Source organism: Erythrobacter mangrovi, from assembly GCF_013260645.1.
Lineage (GTDB): Bacteria > Pseudomonadota > Alphaproteobacteria > Sphingomonadales > Sphingomonadaceae > Qipengyuania > Qipengyuania mangrovi.
This window is the reverse complement of sequence record NZ_CP053921.1, coordinates 438,373-454,060: the sequence shown is the minus strand read 5'-3', so window position 1 is coordinate 454,060 and position 15,688 is coordinate 438,373. Positions and strand designations below refer to the sequence as shown.

General features: G+C 62.6%; 22 protein-coding genes. 14 read left to right on the top strand and 8 right to left on the bottom strand.

Features of this window, described 5'->3' with window-relative positions; translation table 11 throughout:
• The first annotated feature begins 58 nt into the window (after positions 1-58).
• Complete coding sequence (cysS, locus tag HQR01_RS02335; protein WP_173212191.1) at positions 59-1,504, top strand: cysteine--tRNA ligase; 1,446 nt, start codon at positions 59-61, stop codon at positions 1,502-1,504.
• 1 nt (position 1,505) lies between these two features.
• Positions 1,506-1,814, top strand: coding sequence for a DUF559 domain-containing protein (locus HQR01_RS02330; RefSeq protein WP_173212189.1), 309 nt, complete (start codon positions 1,506-1,508; stop codon positions 1,812-1,814).
• A gap of 15 nt (positions 1,815-1,829) precedes the next feature.
• Here the strand turns inward: HQR01_RS02330 and HQR01_RS02325 are convergent, their stop codons facing one another.
• Complete coding sequence (locus tag HQR01_RS02325) at positions 1,830-2,483, bottom strand: 2OG-Fe(II) oxygenase (RefSeq protein ID WP_173212187.1); 654 nt, start codon at positions 2,481-2,483, stop codon at positions 1,830-1,832.
• Positions 2,484-2,498: 15 nt separating this feature from the next.
• On the opposite strand from HQR01_RS02325, the gene HQR01_RS02320 reads away from it, so the two are divergent.
• From HQR01_RS02320 to HQR01_RS02310, 3 genes are all read left to right on the top strand, one after another.
• Positions 2,499-3,437, top strand: coding sequence for a D-2-hydroxyacid dehydrogenase (locus tag HQR01_RS02320; protein WP_173212186.1), 939 nt, complete (start codon positions 2,499-2,501; stop codon positions 3,435-3,437).
• A 109-nt stretch (positions 3,438-3,546) separates the two neighbouring features.
• Complete coding sequence (locus tag HQR01_RS02315; RefSeq protein ID WP_173212184.1) at positions 3,547-5,202, top strand: acetolactate synthase large subunit; 1,656 nt, start codon at positions 3,547-3,549, stop codon at positions 5,200-5,202.
• Positions 5,203-5,228: 26 nt separating this feature from the next.
• Positions 5,229-6,662 carry an aldehyde dehydrogenase family protein gene (locus tag HQR01_RS02310; protein WP_173212183.1) on the top strand — a complete coding sequence of 478 codons (1,434 nt, stop codon included), beginning with the start codon at positions 5,229-5,231 and terminating at the stop codon, positions 6,660-6,662.
• 56 nt (positions 6,663-6,718) lie between these two features.
• Here the strand turns inward: HQR01_RS02310 and HQR01_RS02305 are convergent, their stop codons facing one another.
• The 3 genes from HQR01_RS02305 to HQR01_RS02295 all read right to left on the bottom strand — a co-directional run bounded on the left by HQR01_RS02305 (position 6,719) and on the right by HQR01_RS02295 (position 7,841).
• A complete protein-coding gene (locus HQR01_RS02305) occupies positions 6,719-7,168 on the bottom strand; it encodes a hypothetical protein (protein ID WP_173212182.1) in 450 nt (149 codons plus the stop codon).
• Between the two features lie 117 nt (positions 7,169-7,285).
• The gene (locus HQR01_RS02300; protein ID WP_234030223.1) at positions 7,286-7,639 is read right to left on the bottom strand and encodes a hypothetical protein; all 354 of its coding nucleotides are present in this window, start codon (positions 7,637-7,639) and stop codon (positions 7,286-7,288) included.
• Positions 7,629-7,841 carry a hypothetical protein gene (locus HQR01_RS02295; protein WP_173212181.1) on the bottom strand — a complete coding sequence of 71 codons (213 nt, stop codon included), beginning with the start codon at positions 7,839-7,841 and terminating at the stop codon, positions 7,629-7,631. The genes HQR01_RS02300 and HQR01_RS02295 overlap by 11 nt, the downstream gene beginning before the upstream one ends.
• A 166-nt stretch (positions 7,842-8,007) precedes the next feature.
• Here HQR01_RS02295 and HQR01_RS02290 point away from each other — a divergent pair, with 166 nt between their 5' ends.
• Positions 8,008-8,631, top strand: coding sequence for a LexA family transcriptional regulator (locus tag HQR01_RS02290; RefSeq protein ID WP_234030222.1), 624 nt, complete (start codon positions 8,008-8,010; stop codon positions 8,629-8,631).
• A 12-nt stretch (positions 8,632-8,643) separates the two neighbouring features.
• Here HQR01_RS02290 and HQR01_RS02285 read toward each other — a convergent pair whose 3' ends face one another.
• Both HQR01_RS02285 and HQR01_RS02280 read right to left on the bottom strand, forming a co-directional pair.
• On the bottom strand, positions 8,644-9,009 hold the full coding sequence (locus HQR01_RS02285; RefSeq protein WP_234030221.1) for a c-type cytochrome: 366 nt from the start codon (positions 9,007-9,009) through the stop codon (positions 8,644-8,646).
• A 403-nt stretch (positions 9,010-9,412) separates the two neighbouring features.
• The gene (locus HQR01_RS02280; protein ID WP_173212178.1) at positions 9,413-9,748 is read right to left on the bottom strand and encodes a hypothetical protein; all 336 of its coding nucleotides are present in this window, start codon (positions 9,746-9,748) and stop codon (positions 9,413-9,415) included.
• Positions 9,749-9,869: 121 nt separating this feature from the next.
• Between HQR01_RS02280 and HQR01_RS02275 the strand changes: the two genes are divergently transcribed.
• Complete coding sequence (locus HQR01_RS02275; protein WP_173216077.1) at positions 9,870-10,511, top strand: MBL fold metallo-hydrolase; 642 nt, start codon at positions 9,870-9,872, stop codon at positions 10,509-10,511.
• A 22-nt stretch (positions 10,512-10,533) separates the two neighbouring features.
• Here the strand turns inward: HQR01_RS02275 and HQR01_RS02270 are convergent, their stop codons facing one another.
• On the bottom strand, positions 10,534-10,932 hold the full coding sequence (locus tag HQR01_RS02270; protein WP_234030220.1) for an MAPEG family protein: 399 nt from the start codon (positions 10,930-10,932) through the stop codon (positions 10,534-10,536).
• A 242-nt stretch (positions 10,933-11,174) separates the two neighbouring features.
• Here HQR01_RS02270 and rpmF point away from each other — a divergent pair, with 242 nt between their 5' ends.
• From rpmF to HQR01_RS02245, 5 genes are all read left to right on the top strand, one after another.
• A complete protein-coding gene (gene rpmF / locus HQR01_RS02265; protein WP_173212176.1) occupies positions 11,175-11,354 on the top strand; it encodes a 50S ribosomal protein L32 in 180 nt (59 codons plus the stop codon).
• 27 nt (positions 11,355-11,381) lie between these two features.
• A complete protein-coding gene (gene plsX, locus HQR01_RS02260) occupies positions 11,382-12,419 on the top strand; it encodes a phosphate acyltransferase PlsX (RefSeq protein ID WP_173212175.1) in 1,038 nt (345 codons plus the stop codon).
• A complete protein-coding gene (locus HQR01_RS02255) occupies positions 12,416-13,381 on the top strand; it encodes a beta-ketoacyl-ACP synthase III (RefSeq protein WP_325064527.1) in 966 nt (321 codons plus the stop codon). The genes plsX and HQR01_RS02255 overlap by 4 nt, the downstream gene beginning before the upstream one ends.
• 106 nt (positions 13,382-13,487) lie before the next feature.
• Positions 13,488-13,784 carry an integration host factor subunit alpha gene (locus HQR01_RS02250; RefSeq protein WP_173216071.1) on the top strand — a complete coding sequence of 99 codons (297 nt, stop codon included), beginning with the start codon at positions 13,488-13,490 and terminating at the stop codon, positions 13,782-13,784.
• Positions 13,785-13,803: 19 nt separating this feature from the next.
• Positions 13,804-14,187, top strand: a complete 384-nt coding sequence (locus HQR01_RS02245) for a MerR family transcriptional regulator (RefSeq protein WP_173212173.1) — start codon at positions 13,804-13,806, stop codon at positions 14,185-14,187.
• A 6-nt stretch (positions 14,188-14,193) separates the two neighbouring features.
• Here the strand turns inward: HQR01_RS02245 and HQR01_RS02240 are convergent, their stop codons facing one another.
• Positions 14,194-14,529: a GIY-YIG nuclease family protein gene (locus HQR01_RS02240; protein WP_173212171.1), complete on the bottom strand. Its 336-nt coding sequence runs from the start codon at positions 14,527-14,529 to the stop codon at positions 14,194-14,196.
• Between the two features lie 105 nt (positions 14,530-14,634).
• Between HQR01_RS02240 and HQR01_RS02235 the strand changes: the two genes are divergently transcribed.
• On the top strand, positions 14,635-15,252 hold the full coding sequence (locus HQR01_RS02235) for a DUF2239 family protein (RefSeq protein ID WP_173212169.1): 618 nt from the start codon (positions 14,635-14,637) through the stop codon (positions 15,250-15,252).
• Positions 15,242-15,685 carry an ester cyclase gene (locus HQR01_RS02230; RefSeq protein ID WP_173212167.1) on the top strand — a complete coding sequence of 148 codons (444 nt, stop codon included), beginning with the start codon at positions 15,242-15,244 and terminating at the stop codon, positions 15,683-15,685. Before HQR01_RS02235 ends, HQR01_RS02230 begins: the two co-directional genes overlap by 11 nt.
• Positions 15,686-15,688 lie beyond the last annotated feature (3 nt).

Below are 15,688 nucleotides of genomic sequence, written 5' to 3'. Positions count from 1 at the left end.
GGGCGCAGCGTTGCTCGCGGCTTGACCGCTGCGAGGGTGCCCTTATTGCCGCACGACAATGACCGCTACCCCGCTCAAGCTGTTCAACTCGCTCACCCGCGAGCTAGAGACCTTCACCCCCGTCCATCCGGGTGAGGCGCGCGTCTACACCTGCGGCCCCACGGTCTATAACTACCCGCATATCGGCAACATGCGCGCCTATGTGTTTGCCGACGTGCTGGGCCGTACGCTGAGCTGGAAGGGCTACGAGCTCACCCACATCATCAACATCACCGATGTCGGCCACCTGACCGACGATGCCGATGCGGGCGAGGACAAGATGGAGAAGATGGCTGCCGAGCGAGCGCAGTCGATCTGGGATATCGCGAAGCACTATACCGAGGCCTATTGGGCGGACGTGAAGGCGCTCAATATCCGCCAGCCGGCCAAGTGGTCGATCGCGACCGATTACATCGAGGACATGCTCGAGTTCGCGAAGAGCATTGCGGACAAGCACTGCTACGAGCTTGATAGCGGCCTCTATTTCGATGTCTCAAGCGTCGCCGATTACGGGCGGCTGGCGCGTGCGGTTACGGAAGACGGTGAGGGCCGGATCGACGCGGTCGCAGGCAAGCGCAATGCCGCCGATTTCGCGATCTGGCGCAAGACCCCGCCGGGCGAGAAACGCCAGATGGAATGGGACAGCCCCTGGGGGCGCGGTGCTCCCGGCTGGCACCTCGAATGTTCGGTGATGGGCGGCGAGCTGCTCGGCTTCCCGTTTGACATCCACACCGGCGGGATCGATCACCGCGAGATCCATCACCCCAACGAGATCGCCCAAAACCAGGCCTTCTGCTGCACCAATGGGCTCGACCTGGCCGAGAACAGCGGTGCGCGCATCTGGATGCACAACAACTTCCTGGTCGAACGCAGCGGCAAGATGTCCAAGAGCGCGGGCGAATTCCTGCGCCTGCAGCTGCTGATCGACAAGGGCTACCACCCGCTCGCCTACCGCATGATGTGCCTGCAAGCGCATTACCGCAGTGAGTTGGAATTCAGTTGGGAAGGGCTGGGCGCCGCGCTGACCCGATTGAAGCGGATCGTCATGGCGGTAGCACCGCTGCGCGACGTCGCCACGGGCGACGCCGGGCACCCGAAGTTTGTCCCCATACGCGAGAAGTTCGACGCCGCGCTTTCCGAAGACCTCAACACCTCGGTCGCAATTGTCGCGCTGGAAGAGGCGCTGGCGGTCAAGAAGGTCGATGCGGGCATCAAGCGGGCGGTGATCGAGGATATGGACCGCGTGCTGGGGCTTAGTTTGTTCGACCTGGAACGCTCCGATCTGCGCATCCGCCCCAAGTCGGTCGTGATCGCGGAAGCCCAGATTGAGGAAATCCTGGCCAGCCGAAGGCAGGCGCGTGCCGAGAAGGACTTCGCTACCTCCGACACTCTCCGCGACGAGCTGGCTTCGCACGGCGTCGAAGTGATGGACGGCGATCCTCTCGGGTGGGAATGGAAGCTCTGACATGGCCGACCCGCAGACCCTTCTCTGGCAACACCTCAAGGATGCGCCGCAAGGTCTGGAGTTCGTTCGCGACTTCGAGACCGATGGCTTCACCCTGCCGTTCTATTGTGAGGCCGCACACCTCGCGATCGAGATCGAGGCCGACCCGTTCAGGTCGAAAACCCATGCCGCGCGGGATGCCTGGCAGGAGGCCAATCGCGTCGATGTGATGCAGGTTCCCCCCAGCCATGTGCTGCAGAATGCCTCGGAAGTCGCGGACGCGATCCTTGCGATCGCTGGCCCGCGCAAGCAGCGGTTCGCCAAGGGTTGATGCCCCTTTGGAGGCTCACCCGCGCGGCCGGCCGAGCCAGCAATTGATCGAAAAGCGTGCGTGGGCGAATGCGTCGCCGGGAACGGAGACCGGCTCAACCTCGTGCGGCAGGTAAGCCGGGAACACCACCAGCCGGTCGTGCTCGGGAGGCAGTCGCAGGGCCCCGGCTGCGCCGGCGAGGGAATAGAGCACGAGCTCCCCGCCCCCAAACCGCTTCGGCTGGATGTGCAGATGATAGACCAGCGTCGCGATCCGGTCATGGGTCGCATGTCGCCGTCGCTCGGCTGCGAACAAGTCGATATGCCTGCGGAAATAGTCGCCGTGGCGATGCGCAAACAGTCCGCATTCGAGAACAAGGTCGGCGATGGGCGCCATCCCGACCGCTGCGAGCAAGCCGTCGGCTTGGCTGCGCACCTGGGCTTCGAATCGATTCAGCAGCGCGCTGCCGCCCCGGAGCGTCCATGACCGGCGCGCGTCCAGATCGAGCGCGCGTGGTTCCTCGTCCGAGGTGACCTCGGTGCGGGCGAAGTCGGCTTCGCGCGCACAGGCCTCTGCGAGCAGTTGCGAAGCGTAGGTTTCGCCCATGAAGTGATCGATTGCCGCGTGAGGCATGCGGGTTTGCGCCTTTTCCTTGACGCCTCCGTCCGCATCGTGCTCGACCCTGTTCATGCGAGAGGTGAGTAAATGACCAAAGCCGTCCTGTCTGCCCTGATCCGTCCGCTCGTCGAGCCGCGCCTGCCCGATTGGGTCGAGCCGATGTGGTTCATGAGTAAGGAGCAGGCGCTCGAATTCGCGCCACAGGCGGAGATCGGCTGGTTCGACCTCAACGAGAAGGAACCGATGATCGAGATTGCCCACGCGGCAACCAATCTCAAATGGCTCAACTCGATCTATGCGGGGCTCGATTTCATGCCGCTCGACGTGCTGGCGGAGCGTGGTGTGGTGGTAACCAACGGCGTGGGGATCAATGCGATCACCATAGCGGAATATACCGTCATGCTGATGCTCAACCATGCCAAGGGCTATCGCGAGGTGGTGCGTGCGCAGGACCGCCACGAGTGGTTGTTCGACAGTCCGGGCAAGCGTGAACTGTCGGGCGAGCGCGTGCTGCTGCTGGGCCTTGGTGCAATCGGCAAGCTGATCAAGACCAGGCTCGAGGCCTTCGACATGGAGGTGGTTCCGGTGCGTCGATCAGGGGCCGAGGGAGCGCTGACGCCAGATGCCTGGCGCGGCCAACTGGGCACCTTCGACTGGGTGGTGATCGCCGTCCCGTCGACGCCCGAAACTCGTCATATGATCGGCGAAGCGGAACTGGCGGCAATGCGCGCAAATGCCGTGCTCGTGAACATCGCCCGTGGCGACGTGATCGATCAGGGCGCCCTGGTGGCTGCACTCGGCAAGAAGCAGATCGAAGCAGCACTGCTCGACGTAACCGATCCCGAGCCATTGCCGCCTGACCACCCACTGTGGGAACTCGACAACGCACAGGTCACCATGCACCTGTCGGGCAGGGCACAGACCAAAATGTTCCAGCGCTCTGCCGACCGCTTCGTCGAAAACCTCGAACGCTGGCAGCGCGGCGAACCGGTCGAGCCCCAACTCGATCTCGCATTGGGCTACTGACTCGCGGCCATGTGTCTGTTAGGCGTAACGAAAGACCCGTAGACGGGCATTGCATGGTCGCGATTGAAGCGGTGCCGGCGGACGGCGCCAGGGGGAGATTTCGCGTACCATGACCGATACTCAGAAAGCGTCCGACCTTTTTGTGAAATGTCTCGAAGCTGAGGGCTGCGAGTATATCTTCGGCGTACCCGGCGAGGAGAACCTCGACTTTCTCGACAGCCTCAGTCGCTCGAAGCAGATCAAGCTGGTGCTGACCCGGCACGAACAGGGCGCGGGGTTCATGGCCGCGACCTATGGTCGCCACACCGGAAAGACCGGCGTCTGCATCGCTACGCTTGGCCCCGGCGCGACCAACTTCGTCACGGCGGCGGCCTATGCGCAGCTCGGCGGCATGCCGATGATGATGATCACCGGCCAGAAACCGATCAAGAAGTCGAAGCAGGGGCAGTTCCAGATTCTCGACGTGGTCGCGATGATGTATCCGATCACCAAGTATACTCGCCAGCTCCACGCGGGCGACAACATCCCCAGTCGCGTGCGCGAAGCCTATCGCTTGGCTGAGGAAGAGAAGCCCGGCGCGGTCCCCCTCGAATTGCCCGAGGATATTGCCGAAGAACCGACCTCCTCGCGCCCGATCCCGCGCAGCGTGGCTCGCCGCCCCAGTGCCGAACCCAAGGCGGTCCGGATGGCGGTCGAGACACTGACCAAGGCCAAGAAGCCGATCCTGGTGGTTGGCGCGGGTGCCAATCGCAAGCTGACCGGCAAGATGCTCGCCGAATTCGTCGAGAAGACCGGCATCCCCTTCGTCACTACCCAGATGGGCAAGGGCGTGCTCGACGAACGCCACCGGCTGTTCCTCGGCTGCGCCGCGCTTTCGGCGGGGGATTTCTGCCACCGTGCGATCGAAGAGGCCGATTGCATCGTCAACATCGGCCATGACGTGATCGAGAAGCCGCCGTTCTTCATGCGTGCGAACGGGCACACGGTGATCCATGTTTCGAACCGGTCGGCAGAAGTCGACCCGGTCTATTTCCCGCAGATCGAGGTGATCGGCGACATCGCCAATGCCATCTGGCAGATCAAGGAAGAGATTTCGCGCCAGGATCACTGGGAGAGCGGCAGCCTCAAGCGCTATCACCATGCCGAGCTCGAACACACCGGCAAGCTGGCAGAGGATGCGCGCTTCCCGATCTTTCCGCCGCATCTCGTCCAGCAGGTTCGTGACTGCATGCCGGAAGACGGGATCATCTGCCTCGACAATGGCGTCTACAAGATCTGGTTCGCGCGCGGCTACACCGCTTACCTGCCCAACACCGTGCTGCTTGACAACGCCCTCGCAACAATGGGTGCCGGCCTGCCAAGCGCGATGATGAGCGCCATGCTCTACCCCAAGCGCAAGGTCATGGCGATTTGCGGCGATGGCGGCTTCATGATGAACAGCCAGGAAATGGAGACCGCGGTTCGCCTGGGCCTCAATCTCACCGTGCTGATCCTGCGCGACGATGCTTATGGCATGATCCGCTGGAAACAGGCGAACATGGGCTTCGAAGATTTTGGCCTCACCTACGGGAATCCCGACTTCGTCAAATATGCCGAAAGCTATGGCGCGAAGGGCCACCGGGTCGAAAGCAGCGATCATCTTCGCAAGCTGCTTGCTCATTGCCGCGATACGCCCGGCGTCCACCTGATCGATTGCCCGGTCGACTATTCGGAGAACGACAAGATCCTCAACAAGGACATCAAGGAACTGTCGAAGCAGCTGTGAGGCTGGTCGGGTAACGGAGGACACGAATGCCCCAGCTCAAGGATACCTACCCGCTCTACCTCAACAACAAGGCGGTCCTGCCCAACACCGATCTCGAAGTGACCGACAAGTTCACCGGCGAGGTCGCCTTTCGGACCGCGCTGGCGACGCCGGACATTATCGATGAGGGCATTGCCGGGGCGGTTCGCGCCGCCGAACCCATGGCGCGCATGGCAAGCTATGAGCGGCAGGCGGTGCTGCAGCACTGTGTCGACCGCTTCAAGGAACGGTTCGACGAGCTCGCCTATGCGCTCTGCGTCGAAGCGGGCAAGCCGATCAAAGACTCCGAAGGCGAGGTTACTCGCCTGATCGACACCTTCCGCATCGCCGCCGAGGAATCGGTGCGCATGTATGGCGAGGCCATGCCGCTCGACATCAGCCCGCGCGCCAAGGGCTACCAGGCGATCTGGAAGCGCTACCCGATCGGGCCGTGCAGCTTCATTTCGCCGTTCAATTTTCCGCTCAATCTAGCCGCGCACAAGATCGCCCCGGCAATCGCCGTGGGCTGCTCCTTCGTGATGAAGCCCGCCAGCAAGACACCGCTCGGCGCGATCATCATGGGCGAGGTGCTGGCCGAGACCAATCTGCCTGAAGGCGCATTTTCGATCCTCCCTGCCAGCCGTGACGGTGCCGACCTCTTCACCGAAGACGAGCGGCTCAAGCTGCTCAGCTTCACAGGTTCGCCGGGGGTGGGTTGGGACCTCAAGGCCAAGAGCGGCAAGAAAAAGGTCGTGCTTGAACTGGGCGGCAATGCGGCGGTGATCATCGACCATGACGCCGATCTCGACGATGCGCTCGAGCGGGTGATTTTCGGTGCCTTCTACCAGAGCGGGCAGAGCTGCATCGGGGTGCAGCGGATCATCATTCATGAAAGCGTCTACGATCGCTTCAGGGACATGCTCGTCGCAAAAACCAAGACGCTGGTCGCGGGCGATCCAAAAGACCGAAACACCTTCATCGGTCCGATGATCTCAGAAGGCGAAGCGAAGCGCCTCAAGGGCTGGATCGACGAGGCGGTTGAGGGCGGCGCAAAGCTGCTGTGCGGCGGGGCGCGCGAAGGCAACATGCTCGAAGCGACTCTGCTCGAACATGTCGATCGGGATGCCAAGGCGCTCAACGAGGAAGCTTTCGGTCCGCTCGCGATCCTGCAGAAGTTTTCGCACTTCGACGAGGCGCTGGAGGAAGTGAACCACTCCAAATTCGGCCTGCAGGCGGGCATCTTCACCCGCGACCTGTTCAAGATGTTCGACGCGTGGGACCGGCTCGAAGTCGGTGGCGTGGTGATCAATGATGTTCCCAGCTATCGCGTCGACAACATGCCCTATGGCGGAGTGAAGGACTCGGGCCTTGGCCGCGAAGGCATCAAGTTCGCGATGGAGGACATGACCGAGATCCGCAACCTGGTGATCCGGCGGACCTGAGGCACACCGCCCCAGGTTGTGACTGGGGCGGCGTTTTCCCTGCTCGGCTCGCGAGCCTATTCTTCGTCGTTGTGGTGATGCCCCAACATCGAGGTGCTGCGCACGACGAGCGATTGATACTCATCCCAGACGGCCTGCGCTTGCTTTTCGCCGCCGGCGATCTCCACCATCGCTGCCCACCACTTCTTGCGATTGGGCGAGCCGGTGTAGGTATACTCGATCGGCCCATCCTTGAGATCGAATGCGACGATGAAGTCCCATTCACCCGTCTGCAGGTGCACGAGATAGGGCATCGGCGTGCCCGCAGCCTTGGTGGCTTTCTGGAAGTAGTTTTCGATTATCTCTTCGGCACGATCGCGTTTGCCGGCTTTGATATCGACCAGCACGACCTCCATGTATTCCGCGTTCTCGCGGATCGTCGGCCCTTCTTCGTGGTGCTCGGCAAGCGCCGCCGTCGGAATGCTGGCCAGGGCGCTGGCCAAGGCGATGGTGACAATCTTATGCATGATGGGTCTCCCAATTTTGGTTGACCTGGCACCCCAGAACTCAGAGCGACCCTGCCAGGCGGAATGACCCTAGGGAATGGCTGCGAAAATTGCGAATCTTGCGTGGCTTCTCCGAAGCTACCCCTCCTCAAGCAGCAGCAGTTCGCATGTCGCGCTCAGCCGGGGCGAGGGGAACAGGCGATGTTCGGCCTCCACCACGGTAGCATCCGCGACAAGTTGGCCGGGGATCATGAACTCGTGTTCGGGCAGCGCCGCGATGAAGCGCTCGCCTGCTTCGACAGCCGTGTCGCCTGCGAAGACCAGTGCCAACAGGTGTCGCGTTCCGGCGAAGGTGATGCTGGCCCAGGGCGTCTCGCTGTGGGAGATCACCTGTGCTTGATGGTCGGCCAGTTGCAACACGGCAACTCGCAGGCGATCAGTCACGGTGCGGCGAAGGCGAGGGGGACGCGAAACCTTCCCTTCAGCCGACATGCGCCGCCTCCTTGCTCGCTTCGCTGCGTGCAGCCTCGAAGCCTTCCATGAAGCCACGGATGCGCTGTTCCGTGCGGTCGCGCGGCTCGCGTCCCATCCTGAGATCAAGCACGAAGCGTGGGTCGTGCGCTGCAAGGCGGCCGAACTTTGTCGGCGGCATTTCGTGGTAGCGCAGGAATTTTTCGATCGATCGGATCAGCATGCGGACTCTCCCCAAGCGGTTGCAGGAAAAGGCGATTCGTGCCTTAAGTTCCTAGTTTGTTCCACTCGAAATCCTACTTGTCTAGGAAAAATCCTATGGTATAGGAAGGATGATGGAAGGCCTTTCGAAAGATGAGCGGAACGCTCGGGGGCGATTGCAGGATCTGGTGCGCGACAGCGGTGCCAGTCTTGCCGGTTTGTCGCGCCTGATCGGGCGCAACCCGGCCTATCTCCAGCAATATGTCACGCGCGGAAGCCCGCGGCACCTGGACGAGCCTGACCTGCGTCGGATTGCGGAGTTTCTCGGGGTTTTGCCCCATGTGATCGAGACGCGTCGTTTCGACGAAGCCCGGTACCATGACCCCTTGCAGCATCGAGCCTCGCCGGTTGATGATTGGATCGATGTTCCCCGGCTTCCGCTCGATGCATCGGCGGGACCGGGCGCTTTCTCGGCGGAAGAAATTTCCTTCGACCATTTCCGTTTCAGCCGTCGGTGGTTGCGTGAGATGGGGCTGGAGGGGGCAGACCTATCGGCTATCCGGGTCGAAGGTGACAGCATGGAGCCCCTGTTGCGTAGCGGCGACGAGATTTTCGTCGATCGCAACAAGCGCGCGGGAGAAGGCATTCACGTTGTCCGCATCGGCGATGCATTGCACGTGAAGCAGATCCAGGCGCGCGGTCCGGGCCGTGTCGCCCTGATCAGCGCCAATGACGCCTATGCTCCGATTGAGCTCGCCCTCCAAGAAATTGAGGTGGTTGGTCGCGTCGTATGGAAGAGCGGGCGCATCTGAGCGCGCGGCTCTTCAGGACGGCATGCGGCGATAGTCCTCGCTGCGCAGCGTCAGCATGTAATTCGCAATCGCTTCGACGTCCGCGGCATCGAGTTCGACATCCATGACGTCAGGATAATTGTGAGCATCGCTGAGGTAGGCAACCAGCGTGTCGTGCGTGAGTCCGTGCGAGTTCGCAATATCCACGAAGCTGGGCGCGCGTGTGAGCGGAGATAGTTCGTCGCGGCGGATGGCATGGCAGCTCGAACAGGTCGTTTCGACGAGCGCAGGTATTTCAGCCTGACTTGCGTCGGGTTGTGCAGGGGCAGGGGCCGAGGCGAGTTTGCCTGTTTGGCAGGCGGTAAGCGCTAGGAGCGCGAGGGCCAAGACTGAACGCATCCGCAAAACCTCTGAATCAATCGTTCTGCTCCGGCCTATCGCTTGGCTACGGGTGGCGCAATGGCGATTGGGCATGTGGATCCGGGTGCCGTGCAGGCTGCTAGGGGGTCTTGCGACGCTGCCCAGATGCTTGCCTCGGCATTGCTGTCATCCAATCCGCCGCGCATGGTCCGATACGTCGCCTCCACAGTCGAGCAAGGACTCTGCCCGAAAATGGCGGCGGTTCCCTGCGCGCCTGTGTGCTGACCCAATCGACCGCCAGCTACAGCAGACAGAAGACCCCGCACGGCCGTTCCGACTGGATCCCAACGCACTGGTCGCGCGAGTTGCTGTTCAGCGTACCTGCGAGGCGCGGTTGGATCGAACCCGACCTAGCGAAACTGCCCTTCTGACGGGGCGCGACCTAACGATCGTGCTTGAGCGACATGATGTAGTCGCGCGCAAGGATCGCGTTATCCTCGGACAGCTGGATGCGCATCTGGCCGGCGACGTCATGCCCGTCGCGGAAGAATTCGTGCAGTGTGACCGGGGTGAAGCCCATGTCGTTGGCGACCATTTCGAATGACGGCGCGCGCGGATTGGGTGATTCGGCGCCTGGCCTGACCGCATGGCAGCCGCTGCATTGATCTTCGACGAATGCGAACGCCTCGCTCTGGACTATCGGCGGCACAGGCTCGTCGGAAGTCGTGGTGCAGCCAAGCGTGAGGACGAGCAGGGGGAGGGCGGCGAGACGTCTCATGGGCGCAGGCTAGTCGCTAGGTCCGGTAAGCGCAATCGACGGGCCCGCGAACTCGCGCTTGCGGGCGGACCGCATTCTCCCCACAATCGGTTGCATGACAGAACCCGCTACCCAGCCTCCGATGAAAGCCGGCATCGTTCCGGTCACCCCGCTCCAGCAGAATTGCTCGCTGATATGGTGCACCAAGACGATGAAGGGCGCGCTGGTCGACCCGGGCGGTGACCTGGCGAAATTGCGCGCGGCGATCGCGCAAACCGGGGTGACGATTGAAAAGCTGCTCGTCACGCATGGCCATATCGATCACTGTGGCGAGACGGGCATCCTTGCCAAGGAACTCGGCGTACCGATCGAAGGGCCGCACGAGGCCGATCGTTTCTGGATCAGCCGCCTCGACGAAGATGGTGCGCGCTATGGTGTGAACGGGCAGGTGTTCGAACCCGATCGCTGGTTGCAGGATGGTGACACGGTTACCGTGGGTGAACTCGAGCTCGAGGTCATCCATTGTCCCGGCCATACGCCCGGGCACGTGGTGTTCTTCCACCGCCCGTCCAAGTTCGCCATCGTTGGCGACGTGCTGTTCCAGGGCAGCATCGGGCGCACCGATTTCCCGATGGGTAACCATCAGGACTTGATCGATTCGATTACGCAGAAACTTTGGCCGCTGGGTGAGGACGTGACCTTCATTCCCGGCCACGGCCCCACCAGCACTTTCGGTCGGGAGCGCAAGACCAACGCCTTTGTCAGCGACTACGCGCTGGGCTGAAGGCCCCCTCCCGACTCGAGAGTTACATCACGCCCATCGCGATCAGCGTGGCGACCACGGCCAGGCCGAGCTGCGTCAGCATGGTGACGATCACCCCGATCGAACGCCCCTTGGCAAGTGCGCCGCCATCCATGCCCAGCCCGTGTGCCACACGGGCAAGCATGTAGACTGCCACGACCCAGGTGAGCCACTGGCCGCCCTTGGACGAAAGCTCGATAGCCGCGACAAGGATCAGCACGAAGGCCGTGTTCTCGACGAAGTTGAGCTGGGCTCGCATCCGCGCGGTCAACGGGCCACCGCTGTCATCGCCGATCGAAACCTTCTGCTTCACCCGCATCTGCCCGACGCGGATGGCCAGCCAGAGATTGATGATTGCGGCCGCCGCGGCCGCCGTTAGTGTTACCGGCAGGAAAATACCCAAGCGATCCCTCCTCTCGATTATGTCTGTATGCAGACCCGGGAAGTGCTAGGCGGAGGGGCAGGCCGAGGCAACGCAGGAAGCGGTGCCACGCGGCTTGCATCCCCCGCAAAATTCGCTATAGCGCCCGCCTTCACCGCCACGGTCGGGAATATTCGGGTTCACGCGCTCTTGTGCGTTGCCGGACCTTCCACTAGGGCGGCCACCGAAATCGTATCGAAATTGTTTGAGGAACAGGTGCCGCCATGGCCGTCCCCAAGAGGAAAGTATCGCCCCACCGCCGCGGCAACCGTCGTGCGCATGATTCGCTGAAGGCTGAAGCCTTCCACGAGTGCTCGAACTGTGGCGAGCTGAAGCGTCCGCACAACCTGTGCACGCACTGCGGCCACTACAACGGACGCGAAATCATCGCCGTCGGTCTCTAAGACCGTAGCTAAGATCCGGAGACGCACATGAGTTTGCCGCGTATCGCTGTTGATGCGATGGGCGGCGATGAAGGCGTGCGCGTGATGGTCGAGGGTGCCGCGCTTGCGCGTCGGCGCCACGACAAGTTCAAGTTCCTGCTGGTCGGTGACGAAGCGCGCATCAAGGCCGCGCTCGAGAATCATCCGGGTATGACGGGTGCTTCCGAAATCCTTCATTGCGACGATGTGATCGCGGGCGATGAAAAGCCCTCGAGGGCGCTGCGTCGCGCCAAGACCACCAGCATGGGCCTGGCCGTCGATGCGGTGAAACAGGGCCATGCCGGTGCTGCCGTTTCCGCCGGGAATACCGGCGCGCTGATGGCCATGAGCAAGCTCGCTCTGCGCACCATGCCCGGGCTCGACCGTCCGGCGCTCGCCGCGCTGCTGCCCACGCTGACCGACGACGACGTGATCATGCTGGATCTCGGTGCGAATCGCGATTGCGACGCGCGCAACCTGGTCCAGTTCGCGATCATGGGCGCGGCCTATTCGCGAATCGTCACGGGGCGCGAGCGGCCGCGTGTGCGCCTGCTCAACATCGGGACCGAAGAAACCAAGGGCACCGAGGACATCCAGGCCGCCGCCGAGGCGCTGCGCGCCGCCACCGGCCTCGCCATGGATTTCGAAGGCTACGTCGAAGCTGACAAGATCAATCGCGGCGAATGCGACGTGATCGTGTGTGACGGCTTCTCGGGCAATATCGCGCTTAAGGCGATCGAAGGTGCTGCGCGCTTCGTGACCGACCTGCTGAGGAGTGCGTTCACTTCCAGCCTGCGTTCGAAGATCGGTTTCCTCGTTTCGCGCCCCGCGACCGAGCTGCTGCGTCACCACCTCGATCCGAACAACCACAACGGCGCGGTCTTCCTCGGCCTCAATGGCGTGGTAGTGAAGAGCCATGGCAGCGCGAATGCCAAGGGCGTTGCCAATGCGGTAGAGGTCGCCGCGCGACTGCTCGAAGACGATATTCTCAACCGCATCCGCCACGATCTGGGCGAAGTGGGCACAGAAGGGTTGGTTGCTAAGTGATCCGTTCGGTAATCCGGGGAACCGGTTCGGCGCTGCCCGAACGCTGCGTTAGCAATGCCGAGTTGGCGCAGATGGTCGACACTTCGGATGAATGGATTGTCGAGCGAACCGGTATCCGCCAGCGCTATATCGCGGGCGAGGGCGAGACGACGTCGACGCTGGCCACTGCCGCCGCCCGCGCCGCGCTCGCTGCGGCGGGTATGGATGCGAGCGAAATCGACCTGATCGTGCTGGCGACGGCGACCCCTGACCATACCTTCCCTGCCACGGCAACGCAGGTCCAGGCCGCGCTGGGCTGCGGCGGCGGGATCGCCTTCGACGTCCAGGCGGTCTGTTCGGGCTTTCTCTATGCGCTGACCACCACCGATGCGATGTTGCGGACCGGCATGGCGAAAAAGGCGCTTGTGATCGGGGCTGAGACTTTCAGCCGCATCCTCGACTGGGAAGACCGGACTACCTGCGTCCTGTTCGGCGATGGTGCAGGTGCGGTGGTGGTCGAGGCGCAGGACGTTGCAGCGGATGGCCCGGGAATCATTTCCAGCCGCCTGCATGCCGAAGGCGCGCACTGTGACATGCTATTCGTGGATGGAGGCCCCTCGACGACGGGCACCGTCGGCAAGCTGCGGATGAAAGGGCGTGAGGTCTTCCGTCATGCCGTGGTGAACCTTGCCGACGTGCTCAAGGAAGTCCTTGAAGATACAGGGTTCAAGTCGACGGATATCGACTGGGTGGTACCCCACCAGGCCAATGCCCGTATCCTCGATGCGACCGCGCGCAAGCTCGACCTGCCCCCCGAAAAGGTGGTGGTCACGGTCGACCAGCACGCCAATACCTCGGCCGCTTCGGTGCCGCTCGCGCTCGATGTCGCGGTACGTGATGGACGCATCAAGCCAGGCGACCTGGTGATGTTCGAGGCGATGGGCGGCGGCTTCACCTGGGGTGCTTCGCTGGTCCGCATGTAGCGCCAGTCGAAAAAACTAACGTCAACATTGCGATTCGTGTGACAAACCCTTAGTTTGTCTGACGAACTTCACTCAGGGTCGCACCGGGGGAAGGGAAATGGATAACATGCGCTCAGTTGGCACGCTCACCCGAGCCGACCTCGCCGAAACGATCAACCGCAAGATGGGCCTCTCGCGGGCTGAGTCGCTCGACATGGTCGAAGCGATCTTGGGGAAGATGTGCGACGCGCTGTCGGCAGGCGAGAATGTGAAGATTTCGGGCTTTGGCAGTTTCGTGCTGCGCGACAAGAAGGAAAGAATCGGCCGCAACCCCAAGACCGGGGTCGAAGTGCCGATCACCCCACGCCGGGTTATGACGTTCCGCGCCAGCCAGCTGCTCAAGGAACGCATTGCCAACGGCTGAGGCCAGAGGAACGCAAGGCATGGCGGTATTCGAAGACGGCAAGGACGAAGGCGCGCTGCGCACGATTGGCGAGGTGGCCAAGGCGACCGGGATCAAACCGCATGTCCTGCGCTATTGGGAGCAGCAGTTCCCAATGCTCAAGCCACTGACCCGCAGCGGCGGCCGGCGGTATTACCGGACCGAAGACGTGGCATTGATCGAGACGATCGATCGGCTGGTGAATCGCGAAGGCTATACGTTGAAAGGCGCCAAGGCGGCGCTGAAGGGCGGGGCAGGAGAAGCTTCGAGCCCGCCCTCGGCCGCACCGCTGGCGGCTTCGCCTGACGCGCAGCCAGCCGGGGATGATATCCTCGCACGCCTCAAGGCGATCCGCGACGAGCTCAAGCGCGCGCTCGCAGCCTGACCTCGGTCAGATCCTCGCAGCGCCCAGTTCTTCGAGCCAATGCCCCAGTTGCATGCGCAGCACGTGACTGCGCATTGACGGGCTGAGGTCCTCCTCCAGAACTTCCAGGATCTCGAATGACAGGTCCTCGTCGCCACCGGCATTCCATGCCGCCTGCAGCGCACGATGGGGATTGCCGCCCTGCCTGAGCGTGAACCACACGCGGTTGCGGATGGTCGACAGGTCGGGTGCGCTCCCGACCCACACCTGGCCTGAGGCGCGGCTGCGGATCGCATAGATGCCGCTTTCGATCGTTCGATCCTTGTAGCTCGCGATCGCGGCCTTGCGATGCTGGGTCTTCATGAGTCGTTTCCTTATACCTTGGCCGCCCATAGCGGCAGGATGCGCAATTCACAATATTACCCGGGTAATATTGACTCTGTGAATTCTACCCGGATAATAGGAGGGATGACCGATCGACTCTCTCAACCCTGCACCGCCTTTGTCGGTGACTGCCAACTCGCCACTGGCCCGCTGGTCGAGGTGGTGATGGCAGTCATGACCCGCGCTGGTGACGGGGCGCAGGACCCGGTGCTTGTCTTCGACGACGCCAGCGGGCGGGTGATCGACCTCGATCTGCGCGGAACCCCTGCGGATGCCATCAGGCGACTGGCTGACAGCGAACCGGTCGAGGCCAGGGCTGCAACGACCCAGGGCAAAGCCCAGTCCCGCGGACGCGGCCGACCCAAGCTCGGCGTCGTTCCGCGCGAAGTCACCCTGCTCCCGCGGCAGTGGGAATGGCTGGCCGCGCAACCGGGCAGCGTCTCCCAAGTGTTACGCAAGCTGGTCGATGAGGCGCGCCGTGCTGATCGCGGCCAAGCGCAGCGTTCGGCCCGCGAGCGAGCCTATCGCTTCCTTGCCGCCAAGGCTGGCGACCTGCCCGGCTATGAAGAGGCGATCCGCGCCCTGTTCGCGGGGGATGGACCGGGTTTTGCTGCCCGCATGGCTTCCTGGCCCGAAGGGGTTCGCGATTTTGCCCTCAGGCTTGCCGACCCGCAGGAACAGGAAACCTGCCATGATGCATGACATGTCTCGAAAGCGACGCCTTGCCGATTTCATTCGCCTGATATGGGACCAGGGCGATCTCGAGGCTGCCGACGCGTTCCTCTCGCCTGCCTATACGATCCATCACGATCCTGGCGATCCATGGGACGGTCGGACACTGGACCTGCCCGCCTATAAGGAACGCGTTCGGATCTCCCGCTCAGCCTTTCCCGACCAAATGTTCGACATCCAGGCAATGTATGCCGACGGTGATGGCGTGGCGATGACCTGGCTCTGGGCCGCCACTCATCTCGGCGACCTGCCGGGATACCCCGCGACCGGCAAGCCGGTCCGCATGTCAGGAGCCACGGTCTATGGTTTCGATGCCGCGGATCGCATTACTGGCCACTGGCAGATTGCCGACAGGCTCAGCATCTACCAGCAGCTTCAGGTAAATTCTCTGCAGAACCAATAGCGG